This window comes from Burkholderia sp. MR1-5-21, assembly GCF_053427715.1.
Genome location: NZ_JBSAXD010000020.1, coordinates 54167 through 70513, shown reverse-complemented (window position 1 = coordinate 70513; position 16347 = coordinate 54167). Strand labels below are relative to the sequence as shown.

Annotated in this window: 12 protein-coding genes; 1 reads left to right on the top strand and 11 read right to left on the bottom strand. The window is 67.3% G+C overall.

The features are described from left to right. Positions 1-20: 20 nt before the first annotated feature. The 8 genes from ACV229_RS25200 to ACV229_RS25165 all read right to left on the bottom strand — a co-directional run bounded on the left by ACV229_RS25200 (position 21) and on the right by ACV229_RS25165 (position 10278). Positions 21-1262, bottom strand: a complete 1242-nt coding sequence (locus tag ACV229_RS25200) for an aromatic ring-hydroxylating oxygenase subunit alpha (protein WP_448085822.1) — start codon at positions 1260-1262, stop codon at positions 21-23. A gap of 52 nt (positions 1263-1314) precedes the next feature. Continuing rightward, positions 1315-2100: an electron transfer flavoprotein subunit beta/FixA family protein gene (locus ACV229_RS25195; RefSeq protein WP_448085821.1), complete on the bottom strand. Its 786-nt coding sequence runs from the start codon at positions 2098-2100 to the stop codon at positions 1315-1317. Then, complete coding sequence (locus ACV229_RS25190) at positions 2097-3266, bottom strand: electron transfer flavoprotein subunit alpha/FixB family protein (protein ID WP_448085820.1); 1170 nt, start codon at positions 3264-3266, stop codon at positions 2097-2099. The genes ACV229_RS25195 and ACV229_RS25190 overlap by 4 nt, the downstream gene beginning before the upstream one ends. Positions 3267-3274: 8 nt before the next feature. Then, the gene (locus ACV229_RS25185) at positions 3275-5200 is read right to left on the bottom strand and encodes a (Fe-S)-binding protein (protein WP_448085819.1); all 1926 of its coding nucleotides are present in this window, start codon (positions 5198-5200) and stop codon (positions 3275-3277) included. Between the two features lie 4 nt (positions 5201-5204). Further along, positions 5205-7268 carry an oxidoreductase gene (locus tag ACV229_RS25180; protein WP_448085818.1) on the bottom strand — a complete coding sequence of 688 codons (2064 nt, stop codon included), beginning with the start codon at positions 7266-7268 and terminating at the stop codon, positions 5205-5207. Positions 7269-7328: 60 nt separating this feature from the next. After that, on the bottom strand, positions 7329-7862 hold the full coding sequence (locus ACV229_RS25175) for a DUF5943 domain-containing protein (RefSeq protein ID WP_448085817.1): 534 nt from the start codon (positions 7860-7862) through the stop codon (positions 7329-7331). A gap of 136 nt (positions 7863-7998) precedes the next feature. Further along, positions 7999-8970 carry a dipeptidase gene (locus ACV229_RS25170; RefSeq protein ID WP_448085816.1) on the bottom strand — a complete coding sequence of 324 codons (972 nt, stop codon included), beginning with the start codon at positions 8968-8970 and terminating at the stop codon, positions 7999-8001. A gap of 33 nt (positions 8971-9003) precedes the next feature. Next, positions 9004-10278, bottom strand: a complete 1275-nt coding sequence (locus ACV229_RS25165; RefSeq protein ID WP_448085815.1) for a serine hydroxymethyltransferase — start codon at positions 10276-10278, stop codon at positions 9004-9006. A gap of 449 nt (positions 10279-10727) precedes the next feature. Between ACV229_RS25165 and ACV229_RS25160 the strand changes: the two genes are divergently transcribed. Next, complete coding sequence (locus tag ACV229_RS25160; protein ID WP_448085814.1) at positions 10728-11750, top strand: GlxA family transcriptional regulator; 1023 nt, start codon at positions 10728-10730, stop codon at positions 11748-11750. Between the two features lie 251 nt (positions 11751-12001). Here ACV229_RS25160 and fdhA read toward each other — a convergent pair whose 3' ends face one another. The 3 genes from fdhA to ACV229_RS25145 all read right to left on the bottom strand — a co-directional run bounded on the left by fdhA (position 12002) and on the right by ACV229_RS25145 (position 16302). Continuing rightward, the gene (fdhA, locus tag ACV229_RS25155; RefSeq protein ID WP_448085813.1) at positions 12002-13198 is read right to left on the bottom strand and encodes a formaldehyde dehydrogenase, glutathione-independent; all 1197 of its coding nucleotides are present in this window, start codon (positions 13196-13198) and stop codon (positions 12002-12004) included. A gap of 221 nt (positions 13199-13419) precedes the next feature. After that, entirely contained in the window at positions 13420-14628 is a 1209-nt protein-coding gene (locus ACV229_RS25150) for an HlyD family secretion protein (protein ID WP_448085812.1), read from the bottom strand. After that, positions 14629-16302, bottom strand: coding sequence for an efflux transporter outer membrane subunit (locus ACV229_RS25145; protein WP_448085811.1), 1674 nt, complete (start codon positions 16300-16302; stop codon positions 14629-14631). Positions 16303-16347 lie beyond the last annotated feature (45 nt).

Genomic DNA, 16347 nt, shown 5'->3' with positions numbered 1-16347 from the left:
GTTCGCTGCTACGCTTTACGCTATTCGCCGATCTTCTCGGCGAGCCGGCCGATGTACCAGGCCGAGAACTTTTCGACGAGACCTTCGGTGTACGGCGAATACGGGCCCGGCTCGTACGCGCTGCTGGTCGCGCCGCGCTGCGAGAACTCGACGAGCGCGCGATCCTGGTCGTTGGTCGCGTTCCACACGGCCGTGAGGTTCTTCACGTCGTAGTCGACGCCTTCCTTCGCATCCTTGTGCACGAGCCACTTGGTGCGCACGAGCGTCTTGCCGGCCGACAGCGGGATCACCGAGAACGTCACGATGTGGTCGCTCATGAAGTGGTGCCACGAGTTCGGCTGCGTCCAGAACGACAGCCCGCCGAGATCGGCCTGGCGGAATTCGCCGAGCAGCTTCTTCGACGCGACCTTCGCATCGAGCGTCTGCGATTCGCCGCTGCGGTCGAGCGGCAGGCGCTGCGTGCGGAAGCCCGTCACGTCGAGCAGCTTCTCGATCTCGACCGACGGCAAGCCCATCTCGGCCCATTCCTTCCCTCGCCGGATGCAGGTCTCCGCAAACGCGTCCATGCCCTCGGCGTTGGCATCGGAACGCTGGTAGCCGAAGCCGTATTCGTACAGCGAGATCGTCAGCTCCGGATGGTTCGCGACGCAGTGATAGCACTCGCGATTGTTCTCCATCGTCAGCTTCCAGTTGCCTTCCTCGATGATGTCGATCTGCGCGGCGATCTTCGTGTTCGGCAGGTCGTGCGGCAGCAGGTACGGCTCCATCGCCGCGCGCAGGTTGGCGAAGTCGACGGGCGGCTCGTCCGCGAGGCAAATGAAGATCAGGCCCGCGAGGTTCTCGACGTGCACCGATTTCAGGCTGTGCTTGCAGCGGTCGAACTTCTCGCCCATGTGCTCGGCGAACATCAGCTGGCCGGTCAGGTTGTAGGTCCAGCTGTGGTACGGGCACACGATGTTGCCGACCGAGCCTTTATCTTCGTTGCACAGCCGCGCGCCGCGATGGCGGCACACGTTGTGGAACGCGCGAATCTGCATGTCGTCGTCGCGCACGATCAGGATCGAGTCGTTCCCCAGTTCCACCGTCACGTAGTCGCCCGGTTCGGGAACGTCAGGTTCGACCGCCACCTGGATCCAGTGCTGGCGGAAGATCGCCTCCATGTCGAGCGCGAAGATTTCGTCGCTCGTGTAGAACGGCGCTTCCAGGCTGTAACCGTCCTGGCGCCGCTCGATCAATGCACGAATGTCTGCCGATACTTTCATCGTTTGCTCCGGATTCCTTGCATCCCAGTGTGGTTGCCGACAGGCATCAAAATCAGTAGTCGATGAGCTGATGCTCGCGCAAATACGCGAGGATCACTTGTGCTTTTTCGACCGAACTCCCTTCATTTACGACGTTGCCGCCGCGGCTTTCGGTGGTCGTCGCCGACAGCATCCGGGCATGCCCGGAGCGCTTCTCGGCGGCGGCCAGCTTCACCGGCTTGCGCTCGATCGCGCCGACCGTCCACGCGAGCGCATCGGCGTCCTGGCCCGGCGACACGCGCACCGGGCGCACCGTGCCGGCCTTCAGCCGCGCATACGCATAGCGCGGCTGCGCGTTCGCGAGCGGATGCACGGCGACGACCGCCGGCAGCGCCGCGTCGACGCGCCTGCGCAAGCCTTTCGGCAAAAATTGCCGGACCGCCGCGCGGCCCGCGTCGATCGTCACGTCGACGGCCGAGCCGACGAGCGGATAGCCGAGCGCCGCAGCGACCTGATACGGGAGCATCCCGGTGTCGTACGCGCCCTCGGCGCGCGTGCCGGTCAGCACGAGGTCGTAGCCTTCGACGCGCGCGGCGAGTGCACGCGCGGCATCGTCGCCGTCGCGGCAGGTCAGCACCTCGACCTCGCGCGCGCCGAGCGCCAGGTATTCGGCGAGCGCCGGCGTGATCGGGTCGCCCGCGTGGATCACGTCGAGCTGCGAGTGATGGCGTTCGGCCAGCGTGCGGCCGAGCTCGAGCGCGGCCGCGTCGTTGCGGCTGTAGCGCGGCACGCCGCTGACCGGATGCCGGCCGACCGACACCAGCACCGCGATGCGCTTCAACAATCGGGGGGCGTTCATGCTGCGACTCCTTCCGGTTCACGCTTGCCGACCGCAGCCGGCGACGCGCCGCGCGCGACACGCGCGGCCTGCACCTGTTCGATCAGCGCGGCGATCGTGCCCTGCGCGTCGCCGACCACCGTCAGGTTCGCGCGCTTCGCGATCGGCGCGCTGCCGTCGAGGTTCACCGCGATCACGTGGCGGCAGTCCTTGATGCCCTGCAAGTGCTGCACCGCGCCCGAAATCCCGAACGCGATGTAGACGCTCGCCTCGACCGTCTTGCCGGTCGCGCCGACCTGCTTGTCGCGCGTGAAGTGACCGTTGTCGACCGCGACACGGCTCGCGCCGATCGCCGCGCCAAACGCGCCGGCGAGCCGCTCGAACGCGCCGATGTCGGTCACGCCGTTGCCGGCCGACACGATGAAATCGGCTTCCTCGAGCGCGACCTGCGCGGCGTCGAGTTCCTCGAGGCCGAAATCGCGATACGGCGCTCCGGCGTCGCTGGCCGGGCGGATGAACTCGCCGGCCAGGCGCTCGCCCGCGCCGACGAACGGCAGCTTCGCGTCGACCGCATTCGGTGCGAGCAGGATCACGTCCGGCAGTGCGCGGGTCGCAAACGCGCGTTTCGCGTGGGCATACGCACCGACGTGCCGCGCATCGAGCTCGACCACGTGGGTCGCGACGCTCGCGCCGGCCGCCGCCGCGTAGCGCCGGCCGAGATCGCCGTCGCCGGTCGCGTTGTCGGGCACGAACACATGCTTCGGCGCGAGCGCCGCGACGCATGCCTGCAACGCTTGCAATTCGCTTTCGGGCGCGAACGCGCGGCGGTCGAAGCCCGTCAGTTCAATCAGCTTGTCGACGCCGAGCTCGGCCGCGTCGTCCTTCAGTTCGCCGAACACCAGCAGTGCGACTTCCGTCTGCGCATCAGCGAGCAGCGCAGCGGCGGCAATCGCCTGCCGCGCATGGTCGTCGAGCGAACCGCGCTCGCTGTGCGCCGCGACGAGCAGCACGTGCTTCGGGTCCTGCACCGCGCGGCGCGGCTTCGCAGCCGCACTGCCATGCGCATGCGCGGCCCAGTGCGCGGCGCTGGCATCCGCGCTGCCTTCCTCGCCGAGCGTGATGCGCTTCAGGCCTGCCGCCGTGATGATGAACGGCCGGCGCGGATCGATTCGTTTGATCGTATTCATCGATTCACTCACTCCAGCGAGGCGGCAACGAGTTCGGCCACATCGAGCACGTCGGGACGCGGGCCCACGACGCCTTCGAGCATCGCCGTGCAGTTCGGGCACCCGACCGCGACAACTTCGGCATTGACCGCGCGCGCGTCAGCGATGCGGATGTCCGGAATGCGCTGCTTGCCGGGGATGTCGGTCAGCGGCGCGCCGCCGCCACCGCCGCAGCAGCGGCCGCGCATGCCGTTGCGCTCCATCTCGACGACCTGGATGCCGATCGTCTTCAGCAGCTTGCGCGGCGATTCCGTCTCGCCGTTGTAGCGGCCGAGGTAGCACGGATCGTGATACGTGGTGCGCTTCTCGCGCAGCGCGTCGACGGCCTTCAGCGCGATCTTGCCGCTGTCGGCCAGTTCGGCCAGGTACGTCGTGTGATGCTTGACCGTCACGCGCAGGCCGAGCGCGCGGTATTCGTTGCGCAGGCTGTGCATCACGTGCGGATCGGCGGTGACGATCTGCTTGTACGACAGCGTCGACAGCGTGCCGATCAGGCGCTTCGCGAGCTGCTGGAACGTCGCCTCGTCGCCGAGACGGCGCGCGACGTCGCCCGTATCCGTTTCGCCACCGCCGAGCATCGCGTAGTCGACGCCGGCCTTGTTCAGCACCTTGACGAGCGCGCGCAGCGTGCGCTGGTAGCGCATGTCGAACGCGCCTTCGCCCGCGACGAACAGCACGTCGACCGGCCGGCCCGGCTGTGCGACCGGCGCATTCAGGTCCACCGACCAGTCGTAGCGGGCGGCCGTTTCGTAGCCGCCCATCGTGCCCGTCTCGCGCAGGTTCGCGAGCACTTCCGCGCCCTTGCCGGGCACCGTGCCGTGCACGAGCGTCCGGTTGCGGCGCATGTCGACGATCGCGTCGACGTGCTCGATCAGCATCGGGCACTCCTGCACGCAGGCGCGGCAGGTCGTGCACGACCACAGCGTCTGCTCCTCGATCAGCCCCGACACGATCGGGCCGTTCGGCTCGCCGCGATGCTGGCCGACCGCGATGCCGGGCGTCGGGCTGCCCGCGTACGCGGCGTCGCTGCCGCCCGCCATCCCGACGACGAGATCCTGGATCAGCTTCTTCGGGTTCAGCGGCTGGCCCGATGCGAACGCGGGGCACGCGGCTTCGCACTTGCCGCACTGCACGCACGCATCGAAGCTCAGCAGCTGGTTCCAGCGGAACTCGACCGGCTTCGCGACACCGTATTCCTGCTGCTCGATGTCGGGCAGCTTCAGTGCGGTCGGCGGCGTCGCCGTGCCGTTGCCGGTGAACGCTTCACGCGTCGCCGCGAAACGCTCCTGGCGCGGATGGAACGCGAGATGCAGCAGGCCCGCGATCGCATGCTTCATCGGGCCGCCCTTCGCGGCGCCGAACGTCATCGCGAACGCGCCGATGCCGATCAGCACCGCGCAGAGCACCGCGAACGCACCGGACATCGCGCCGGCCGGCACCAGCATGTACAGCACGAGGCCGAGCGCGAACGAGCCGAGCAGCCACGGCAGCGTATTCCACGGGCCGCGCGACAGCCGTGCCGGCACGTTCCTCGCGGCGCGGCGGCGCCACACGAACACCGCGCCGACCAGCATTGCGAGCGCCGCGAGGAAGATCAGCTTGTCGAGCCACGGCGAGTAGATCGCGAGGCCGTAATTGACGAACACCAGCGCGAGCGCGGCGATCGCGCCGCCCGCGGTCGCGACGTGCGTCTTCGCGATGTACGGGTCACGCGCGACCACGTGGTGCAGGTCGACGAAGTAGCGCTTCGGAATCGCGAACAGGTTCGCGACGCCGAACGCGCCGGGCGCGGTGGCCCGCCCGAGCCGCCAGTAGGACGCGCGCTTCGCGACCGCGAACGCGAGTCCGGCCACCGACAGCCACAGCAGTGCGGTAATGAGGAAGGACGGATTCATGGCGTCAGAAATCCTTCACGAGACGCAGCGAGTCGTAGATCGCGCCGTGGACGTTGTGCATCGAGATGCAGTCGCCGACACGGAACAGCAGGAAACGGCCGTTGCCGAGTTCTTCCGACAGGCACGGCTGCGGCTCGGCCGCAAACAGCGTGTGCGGATCGATCTGGCCGCGGTTCAGCGATTCCGGCTTGAGCTTCCAGTACAGCTCGTCGTTCGGCGACGAACCGTTCTCGATCACCACCTGGTCGACGGCGCGCTCTTCCAGTTCCTCCGTGTACTCGTTGCGCAGCACCGCGATCATCTTGCCGTCTTCTTCATAGACGCGATCGAGCATCGTGTTCGGCGTAGGGATCACGCCAAACGCGTACAGGCGGCGATAGAAGATCGGGAAGGTCGTGCCGCCGCAATCGTCGGCCACCTTCACGTCGGGCGTGACGACCTCGACCTTCGAGCCGCGGCTCGCCATGAAGTCGGCCACGCCCGCGCCAGCATGAGTGCTCACGCCGTCGAACAGCAGCACGTTCTGCTTCGGCTCGACCTTGCCGGTCAGGATGTCCCACGAGCTGACGGCCAGGCCCTCGGCCACGCCCCAGCCCGGCACCTGCCAGGTGAAGCTCGAGCCGCCCGTCGCGAGCACGACGATGTCCGGCTTCTCGGCCATGATCATCTTCTCGTCGGCGGCCACGCCGAGGCGGCGGTCGACGCCCAGGCGCTTGGTTTCCATGTCGAACCAGCGGATGATCCCCGACATCTGTTCGCGCTGCGGCGCCTTCGCGGCGATCATCACCTGCCCGCCCACTTCCGCGTTCTTCTCGAACAGCACGACGTCGTGGCCGCGCAGCTTCGCGACGCGTGCCGCCTCGAGGCCTGCCGGGCCGGCGCCCACCACCACCACCTTGCGCTTCGGGCCGCGCGACTTCTCGATGATGTGCGGCATCGTCGCTTCGCGCGAGGTGGCCGCGTTCTGGATGCAGAGCACGTCGAGGCCGTTGTACTGACGGTCGATGCAGTAGTTCGCACCGACACACTGCTTGATTTCATCCTCGCGGCCGTCGCGGATCTTGATCACCATGTGCGGATCGGCGATCTGCGCACGCGTCATGCCGACCAGGTCGATCATGCCGGTGGCGAGCAGGCGCTCGGCCTGGCCCGCATCGCGGATGCTCTGCGCGTGCATCACGGGAATCTTCACCACCGACTTGATGCCGGCCGCGAGGTGCACGAACGGCTCCGGCGGCAGCGCCATCGGCGGCATGCAGTTCGCGATCGTGTTGTGCGTATCCCCGCCGGAACCGACCACGCTCAGGTAGTCGATCAGGCCCGTCTCCGACATCGCCTGCGCGATTTCCTTCAGCGCCTCGTGATCGAGGCCGTCCTCGTGGAATTCGTCGCCGCACATGCGCAGGCCGACGCAGAAATCCTTGCCGACCGCCTCGCGCACCGCGGTCAGCACTTCGATACCGAAGCGCAGGCGGTTCTCGAGGCTGCCGCCCCATTCGTCGGTGCGATGGTTCGAACGCTTGCTCCAGAACTGGTCGATCAGGTGCTGGTGGGCCGCCGAGATTTCGATGCCGTCCATGCCGGCGGCCTTCACGCGCTTCGCGGCCGCCGCAAAATCGCCGATGATCCGGCGGATTTCCTCGATCTCGATGATCTTCGCGTTGCCGCGGTGCACCGGTTCGCGCACGCCCGACGGCGACATCAGGTGCGGCCAGTGCTCGCCGTGGAACGACGAACGCCGGCCCATGTGCGTCGCCTGGATCATGATCTTCGCGCCGTGCTTGTGCATCGTGTCGGCCAGGCGCGTGAGCGGATCGATGATCTTGTCGTTCGACAGGTTTACCGATTTCCACCAGCCCTGCGGACTATCGATCGACACGGGGCTCGAGCCGCCGCAGATCGCGAGGCCGACGCCACCCTTCGCCTTCTCTTCGTAATAGCGGATGTAGCGGTCGCCCGGCAGGCCGCCCGGCTCGGCATACACCTCCGCGTGCGCGGTGCTGACGATCCGGTTGCGCAGCGTCAGCTGGTTCAGCTGCATGGGTTTGAACAGGTGGGGATAACGCATCGCAGGCGACCTCTGGCGTTCGTGTGTCTCGTGTTGCGGGTGTTGTTCTGTATCAGTGCATCAGTGCGCGATCGGCGACACTTCGAAGACGCAGTGGTCGTGGCCCTCGGCCGCGCACTGCACTTCCTTCGATTGCGAGCGCGGCGCGCTCTTACCTTCCGGCGTCGTGTCGTTCACCCAGTCCATCGCGCCGGCGAACCAGCCGGCAAACATGTAGCAGAGCTTGCCTTCCTTGCCGGGCTGCTGGAGTACGAACGACGAGTGGCGCAGCTCGATCTTCGCGCGCGCAGTCGCCTGGTCGGCCTCGACGATCGAGAACAGGCCCCAGCCGCGCTGCGACAGGCGCTTCAGGTAGTGCTCGAACACGGCCATGCCGGTCAGGCCGTGCTGCTTCGCTTCCTTGTCGCACCAGTGATACGCGGACTTGTAGCCGGCCTTGTAGAGGATCTCGGCATACGCTTCGACGCCGAGCGCTTCCTCGACGGCGACATGGTTGTTCGTGAAGAAGTGGCGCGGCACGTACAGCATCGGCAGCGCGTCGGTAGTCCAGACGCCGGTATCGGGATCGACGTTGATCGGCAGTTGCGGTTGCATCGTGGTGACTCCGTGAGGAAAAAAGGCCGCGCGCCGCCGGTTCGCAGGCGCGGCATCGTCCGCGCGCCCACGCGGCTTGCGCGGGCACGTCCCGATTTCTTGTGACGTGTGAATCCTTGGCGTTAAGGGCTGCCGCTTATGCGCCCCAGACGTCCTTGAAGACGCGCACCCAGTTCTCGCCCATGATCTTGCGGATCCGCGACTCCTTCCAGCCGGCGCGTTCCATCGCCGCGGTCAGGTTCGGGAATTCGCCGATCGTGCGGATGCCGTCCGGGTTGATCACCTTGCCGAAGTTCGTCAGCTGGCGATAGCGGCCCTTGTCGTGCGTGAGCATGTCGAAGAATTCCTTCGCGTAATCCTGCGTGAAGTCCGTGCCGATGCCGACCGCGTCTTCGCCGATCAGGTTCACGACGTAATCGATCGCCTCGATGTAGTCGTCGATCGTCGCTTCGATCCCGCGCTTCAGGAACGGCGCGAACATCGTCACGCCGACGAAGCCGCCTGCATCGGCGATTTCCTTCAGTTGCGCGTCGCTCTTGTTGCGCGGATGCTCCTTCAGGCCGGACGGCAGGCAGTGCGAGTAGCACACCGGCTTCTTCGAGAACGCGATCGCTTCCGACGACGTATTGCCGCCCACATGCGACAGGTCGACCATGATCCCGACGCGGTTCATCTCGGTGATCACTTCGCGGCCGAAGTCCGACAGCCCGCCGTCGCGCTCGTAGCAGCCGGTGCCGACGAGGTTTTGCGTGTTGTAGCAGAGCTGCACGACGCGCACGCCCATGTCGGCGAACGCCTCGATGTAGCCGATGTTGTCCTCGAACGCATGCGCGTTCTGGAAGCCGAGGATCACGCCGGTCTTGTCTTCCTTCTTCGCGCGGAAGATGTCGTCCGTCGTGCGCACCAGCGTCAGCAGCTCGCTGTTGTCGCGGATCTTCTTCTTCATCACGCCGATGTTGTCGACGGTCTTCGTGAAGTTCTCCCACACCGACACCGTGCAGTTCGCGGCGGTGATGCCGCCCTTGCGCATGTCTTCGAACACCGGCTTCTCGAACTTCGAGATGTTCAGCCCGTCGATAATGATGCTGTCTTGATGCAACGTGCTCATATCTGCCTCTCGTTCCAGTCTTGTCGGTGTCGATCAGTAAATCGGGAAGCGCTCGCAGAGCGCGAAGATTTCGCGGCGCACGCGCTGCTCGGTCGCATGGTCGCCTTCCGGGTTCGCGCGCAGCGCGTCGAACACCTCGAGGATCAGGCGGCCGATCTCGCGGAATTCCGCGACGCCGAAGCCGCGCGTCGTGCCGGCCGGCGTACCGAGGCGGATGCCCGACGTGACGGTCGGCTTCTCGGTGTCGAACGGAATGCCGTTCTTGTTGCAGGTGATGCCCGCACGCTCGAGCGCCTGCTCGACCGGCGCGCCCTTCAGGCCCTTCGGCCGCAGGTCGACGAGCAGCAGGTGGTTGTCGGTGCCGCCCGTGACAAGATCGACGCCGCCGGCCTTCAGCACTTCGCCGAGCGCCTGCGCGTTCGCGAGCACGTTGTCGATGTAGGTCTTGAAGTCCGCATGCAGCACTTCGCCGAACGCGACCGCCTTGCCGGCGATCACGTGCATCAGCGGACCGCCCTGCAGGCCCGGGAACACGGCCGAGTTGATCTTCTTCGCGATCTCCTCGTCGTTGGTCAGCACGAAGCCGCCGCGCGGGCCGCGCAGCGTCTTGTGCGTGGTCGACGTGACGACGTGCGCGTGCTCGACCGGGTTCGCGTGGCGGCCCGCGGCGATCACGCCCGCGATGTGCGCCATGTCGACCATCAGCTTCGCGCCGACGCTGTCGGCGATCGCGCGGAAGCGCGCGAAGTCGAGCTGGCGCGGGTACGCCGAGAAGCCGGCGATGATCAGGTTCGGCTTGTGCTGCTGCGCGAGTTCCTCGACCTGATCGTAGTCGATCAGCATCGTGTCGCGGTTCACGCCGTACTGCACCGCGTTGAACCACTTGCCCGACAGCGCCGGCTTCGCGCCGTGCGTCAGGTGGCCGCCCGCGTCGAGCGACATGCCGAGCACCGTGTCGCCCGGCTTCGCGAGCGCGAGCATCACCGAGCCATTCGCCTGCGCGCCCGAGTGCGGCTGCACGTTCGCGTAGCCGGCGTTGAAGATCTGCTTCACGCGGTCGATCGCGAGCGCCTCGACTTCATCCGCGAATTCGCAGCCGCCGTAATAGCGCTTGCCCGGATACCCTTCCGCGTACTTGTTGGTCAGCACCGAGCCCTGCGCTTCGAGCACCGCGCGCGACACGATGTTTTCCGACGCGATCAGTTCGACCTGCGACTGCTGCCGCTCGAGTTCCTTCAGGATGGCGCTGCGGACCGGCGCGTCGCGCTCGGCAAGGGGCTGCGAGAAGAAAGGCTGGGAGTTCGACATAGAGCATCCGTGACGAAGAATAAGGGGCGGCAATCAATGCTTGAGGCCCGCCACGACTGGGTTTCCGGCATGTCCAGCACATGGCTGCCGACGGCTCTATTCTTGTCGTTCGGATTTTCGGTCGATTGATGAATTTAGACGCGTTCTTTGCCTTTTCCGCCATGCGCGTCCGTTTTATACAAGTGACCGGTCGTGCTTTTTCGGATGACCAAGGAAACGCGCGGCGCGTGTTCACCTATGAACAGGCACTCCGGCGGTGCCGCCGCCGCCCGGCGGGGGTGCAGCCCGTCACGGATACGGTGCAGTGCAGCATCGCTTTTGAGCCTGATCAACGAATGCATCTAGGGTTTAGCCGTATGGCACGCTTGTTGCGCTCGCTCCCACAATACCGCAGCCCGATCCGTGCCTCGGGCCAATAGCTATTAGTAGAGATTCAAGGAACGCTCCCCATGTCGCCCGACCGCACAGCGTCGCTGTCCCACTTCGCGTTCATGCCGTTGCCCAACTTCACGATGATCGCGTTCACGAATGCGATCGAAGTGCTTCGGATGGCGAACTACCTGAGCGGCCAGCCGCTCTACCGCTGGTCGGTGATCAGCCCGGACGGCGGCCCGGTCACGGCGAGCAACGGTCTGACGGTCGACACGGGCCCGGCCGAATGCGCGGGGCAGCCGGACATCGTGTTCGTGTGCGGCGGCGTCGACGTGCAGCGCGCGACGACGGCCGAACACCTGTCGACGCTGCGCCGCTTCGCGCGCGGGGGCATCCCGCTCGGCAGCCTGTGCACGGGCACCTACGCGCTCGCGAAATCGGGCCTGCTCGCAGGCTATGCATGCGCGATCCACTGGGAGAACATGTCCGCGCTGAAGGAAGAGTTTCCCGACACGCGCTTCCTGAAGGAACTGTTCGTGATCGATCGCGACCGCATCACGTGCACGGGCGGTGTCGCGCCGCTCGACATGATGCTGAACCTGATCGCCGCGCGCGTCGGCACCGCGCGCGTCACGCAGATCGCCGAGCAATTCATCGTCGAACACGTGCGCGACACGAGCGCGCAGCAGCGGATGCCGCTCGTCGCGCGGCTCGGTTCCGCGAACAAGTCGCTGTTCGAAGTGATCTCGCTGATGGAGAACAACATCGAGGAGCCGCTGTCGCGCGAGGAGCTTGCGCGGCTTGCGAACATGTCGCAGCGGCAACTGCAGCGGCTGTTCCGCGAGCATCTCGGGATGACGCCGACGCACTACTACCTGACGCTGCGCCTGCGCCGCGCGCGCGAGCTGCTGCTGCAGACCGACATGTCGATCATGCACATCACGATGGCGTGCGGGTTCCAGTCCGCGTGCCACTTCAGCAAGAGCTATCGCGATGCGTTCGGCGTCGCGCCGACGCGCGAGCGCCGCAAGCAGGTCGCGCCGCTGGCGCAAGGGCCGGGCGGCGGAGCGTTTCCGACGCATGCGATGATGCATGCGTGACATGTAGCGGCCGGACCGGCCGTTGCGTCGATCGAACGCCACGTGCGGCACGGCAATCGTCCGTGCCGTTTTTGTTTGTGTGTCTTTGCCTGCGATATCGGATGGCCGTCAGGTGCGTCATCGCACGCATTGCAAGCGTGCATCACCTGCGCCGTGACCAGTTGAGCGGGTCGATTCGGGTTGCGTACCCTCCAACACAAACGGGCGGCCCGTCGCCGGACCGCCCGCTCGTTCCCCCCACTACCCGTGCATCACGCCGCCAGCATCCCGTGCGGATCGATGACGAATTTGCGCGGCGCGCCGCCGTCGAACTTCTTGTAGCCTTCCGGCGCCTGATCGAGCGAGATCACCGTCACATTGACGATATCTGCAATCGGCAGGCGACCGTGCAGGATCGCCTGCATCAGGTTGCGGTTGTACTTCAGCACCGGCGTCTGGCCCGTGAAGAACGAATGCGACTTCGCCCAGCCGAGGCCGAAGCGGATGCTCAGGCTGCCGTGCTGCGCGGCCTTGTCTTTCGCACCCGGATCGTCCGTCACGTACAGGCCCGGAATGCCGATCGCCCCCGCCGGCCGCGTGATTTCCATCAGCGAGTTCAGCACCGTCGCGGGCGCCTCTTCGGAGTGGCCCGACGAGCCGTGGCCGTGCGCTTCGAAGCCGACGCAGTCGACCGCGCAGTCGATCTCCGGCGTGCCGAGGATCTCGGCAATCTGCTCGCCGAGCGTCGCGTCCTTCGACAGGTCGACCGTCTCGAAGCCCATCGCCTTCGCGTGCGCGAGACGCTCCGCATTCATGTCGCCGACGATCGTGACCGCCGCGCCGAGCAGGCGCGCGGATGCGGCCGCCGCCATCCCGACCGGGCCAGCGCCCGCGATGTACACCGTCGAGCCGGGCTTCACGCCCGCGCTGACCGCGCCGTGATAGCCGGTCGGCAGGATGTCGGACAAGCACGTCAGATCGCGGATCTTCGCGAGCGCCTGGTCACGGTCGGGGAACTTCAGCAGGTTGAAATCCGCGTACGGCACCAGTACGTACTCGGCCTGCCCGCCGATCCAGCCGCCCATGTCGACATAGCCGTACGCGCCACCTGCGCGCGACGGGTTCACGTTCAGGCACACGCCCGTCTGCTGCTCCTTGCACATCGGGCAGCGGCCGCACGCGACGTTGAACGGCACCGACACGACATCGCCGATCTTCAGCGTCTCGACATCGCGGCCGACCTCGATCACCTCGCCGGTGATCTCGTGACCGAGCACCAGACCGACGGGCGCCGTCGTGCGACCGCGCACCATGTGCTGGTCGGAGCCGCAGATGTTCGTGCTGACGACCTTCAGGATCACGCCGTGGCCGATCGCGCGGCCGCTCGGATCGACCATCTTCGGATAGTCGATCTTCTGCACCTCGACCTGGCCCGGCCCAAGATATACGACACCTCGATTGCTGCTCATCGTATTGTCTCCATGTCTCGTTGGATTGCACCGCCGGCCGCCGGCGGACGCGGCGCGCAAGCAGCATGCCGTTCGAGAGTAGTCCGGGACGCGGGGGGGCCGATGTCTCAAACACGACATGCGTTTGAATCGTGCCGACATCGGCGGCCGGAAGACATGAAACGGGCATTGCGCCCGCTTCGTTCGTGCAGCGAGCGCGCGCCGTTTCGGCCCGCAGACGATCACTCGCCCTGGTTCTCGCGGATGACGGCCGCAGCCGCCGCGTCCGCGTCGCTCGCGATACCGTCATGCACGTGCGTGCTCTGCGCCGGCGCCGGCGTCGGCGCCTCGCTGTCCAGCACATGCCCGCCGCGGTCATGCGTATCGACCGTCACCCGCATCGACAGCCCGACGCGCAGCGGATGCGCAGCGAGGTCGTCCGGCTCGATCGAGATCACGACGGGCACGCGCTGCACGACCTTGATCCAGTTGCCGGCCGCGTTCTGCGACGGCAGCATCGAGAATGCACTGCCGGTCCCAGCCGAAAAGCCCTGCACGTGGCCGCGATAAGCGACGCGCGAGCCGTAGAGGTCCGACACGATCTCGACCGGCTGCCCGACGCGCATGTGCCGAATCTGCCCTTCCTTGAAGTTCGCTTCGACCCACAGCCGCTTCAGCTGCACGATCGACATCAGCGGCACGCCGGGCCCGACCTGCTGCCCGACCTGCACCGCGCGCTGGCCGACGGTGCCGTCGACCGGCGCGACGATCGTCGTGCGCTTCAGGTTGCGGTACGCGAGCTTGAACTGCGCGGCGGCCTGCACGACGGCCGGGTTCTCGTCGACCGGCAGCTTGCTGCCGAGCGCGCGCGCCGCGTCGAGCTGTGCTTGCGCCGCCGCGAGATTCGCCTGCGCGCCGGCCGCTGCCGCACGCGCGCGCGCCAGCTCCTCGGGCGCGACGATCTCGACCGATGCGCCCTCGCGCGCCGCGAGCGCACGCTGCGCGAGCGACAGGTCGGCCCGCCGCGCATTCACGGCCTCGACGTACATCGTGGTCGAGATCTTCGCGTTCGCGACCTGCCGCACCGCCTGCGCGAGCTGCGCCTTCGCCTGCGCGAACGCGACGGAGGCTTCCGCGTCGTCGAGCCGCACGAGCGTCTGCCCCGCGCGCACCGGGTTCGTGTCGCCGACCAGCACGTCGGTGACGGTGCCCGGAACCTGCGCGGCCACCTGCACGATGCTGCCGGCGACGTACGCGTCGTCGGTGTCCTCGTAGTAGCGGTCACTGAGCAGCCAGAACCCGAGCCACACGAGCGCGGCCAGCAGCACGGCCGCGAAGAAGACCAGGAAGCGCGTGCGGCGCGTTGCGCGGCGCGCGTCGAGCGCGCCGGGCGTGGATTCGGCCTGCTGCAATGCAGGCTTTGGAGCGGTGTGGAGGTTGTCGTGGTGCATTCAGTTGCTTTGCGTGACGATCAGACGGTCGTGCTGGAACTGCGGTATCGCCGGGATGTCGGCGACGCGCGGAGCGCCGGGGGGTGTCGACGGCGCGCGCGTCGTCGCGTGCGCGGCCGTTGCAGCGCTGCGTTTCGCCCGTGCTCCCGGCGTCGCGCGCGTCGCCAAAGCGGATGCCGATGCGGACGTCGATCCGGCATCGAACCCGCCGCCGAGCGCGCCGATCAACCCGACACGCAGCGCGCGCTGCCGGCCGAGCAGGTCGATCAGTTGCGCGCGCTCGTCGATCAGCGTCAGCTCCGCGACATCGACATCCTTCTGCATCAGCACCCCGCGCCGGTGCCGGTCGGCCGCGATCTGCACGATCGTCTGCGCGGCATTCGCGGCGTCCTGCTGCTGCGCGACGAGCGTCTGCGCAGTCTGCAGCGACGTGACGAGCTGCGCGACCTGCCCGAGCGCATCGTCGACGGTCTTGTTGTACAGCCCGATCGCAACGTCCGCCTGCGCGACGTCCGCACCGAGCTTCGCCTTCAGCCGCCCGCGATCGAAGATCGGCAGCGAGATCGCGGGACCGACCGAGCCGGCCAGCGCGTCGCGCGAGAACAGCGACGCGGGCGTCAGCGCGAACACGCCGCCGAGCGCGACGAGGTTCACGTCCGGATAGAACTGCGCGCGCGTCGCGTCGGCATTCGCATACGCGGCCTCGACGCGCAGCCGCGCGGCGACGATGTCGGGCCGGCGGCCAAGCAGGTCGGCCGGCAGCCGCGCGGGCAATGCTGCATCGCCGATCTTGCCGACGCGCGGACGCTGCAGCGCGAGGCCGCGTTCGGGACCGCGCCCCGACAGCACGCCGAGCTGCAGTTGCGCGAGCTTGATCTGCTCGTCGCTCAGCGCGATCTGCTCGAGCAGCCGGCTGCGCTTGATCGACGCGTCGCTCGCGTCGTACGCGTTGTCGAGGCCGCGCGCGGTGCGCTCGCGCAGCACGGTCGTGATCCGCTGGCTGATCTTCAGCTTCTGCTGCAGCAGGTCGCGCGCCGCGTACGCCTGGTCGAGCTGGCAATAGACGGTGACGATCGCGACCGACAGCGTGAGCCGCACCTGGTCGGCCTCGACGCCAGCCGCGTCGCGCAGCGACAGCAGGCTCTTCGTCGCGGCCTTGTTCTTGCCCCACAGGTCGAGCTGGTAGTTCAGCCCGACGAACAGTGACGACGGCGACACGACCGGATCGCCGAAGATCTGCACCGGCACCCGGTAGCCGCCGACCGATACGTCGGCGATGTCGCCCGGCCTCGGCATGCGTGCGCGGCTGACCGTCGCGCCGGCCGTGCCGGTCAGCCCGGTCAGCGCGTCGAACTGCTGGAGCTGCGCCTGCGCGATCCGCAGCCGCGCCTGCGCGACCTGCAGGTCCGGATTGTTCTTCAGCGCGTCCGCGATCAGTTGATCGAGCTGCGGGTCCTGGAACTGCCTGACCCAGTCCGGCGCGGGCCACGCGCCGTTCGCGCCCTGCCCTGCCGTCTGCGCGAGCGCATCGTCGGCCGGCGCGCGCAGCGACAGCGACGGCAGGAACCCCGACGGCACGCAACCGCCGAGCGCCAGCATCGCGGCCAGCGCGGCGACTTTCACACCGTGCGCCGATCCGATTGCCCGATCGATCACCCGATGCGTCTTCAACATCAGGGCCTTCAACATTGGGGTCGTCAACATCGAACGTCGCATCGC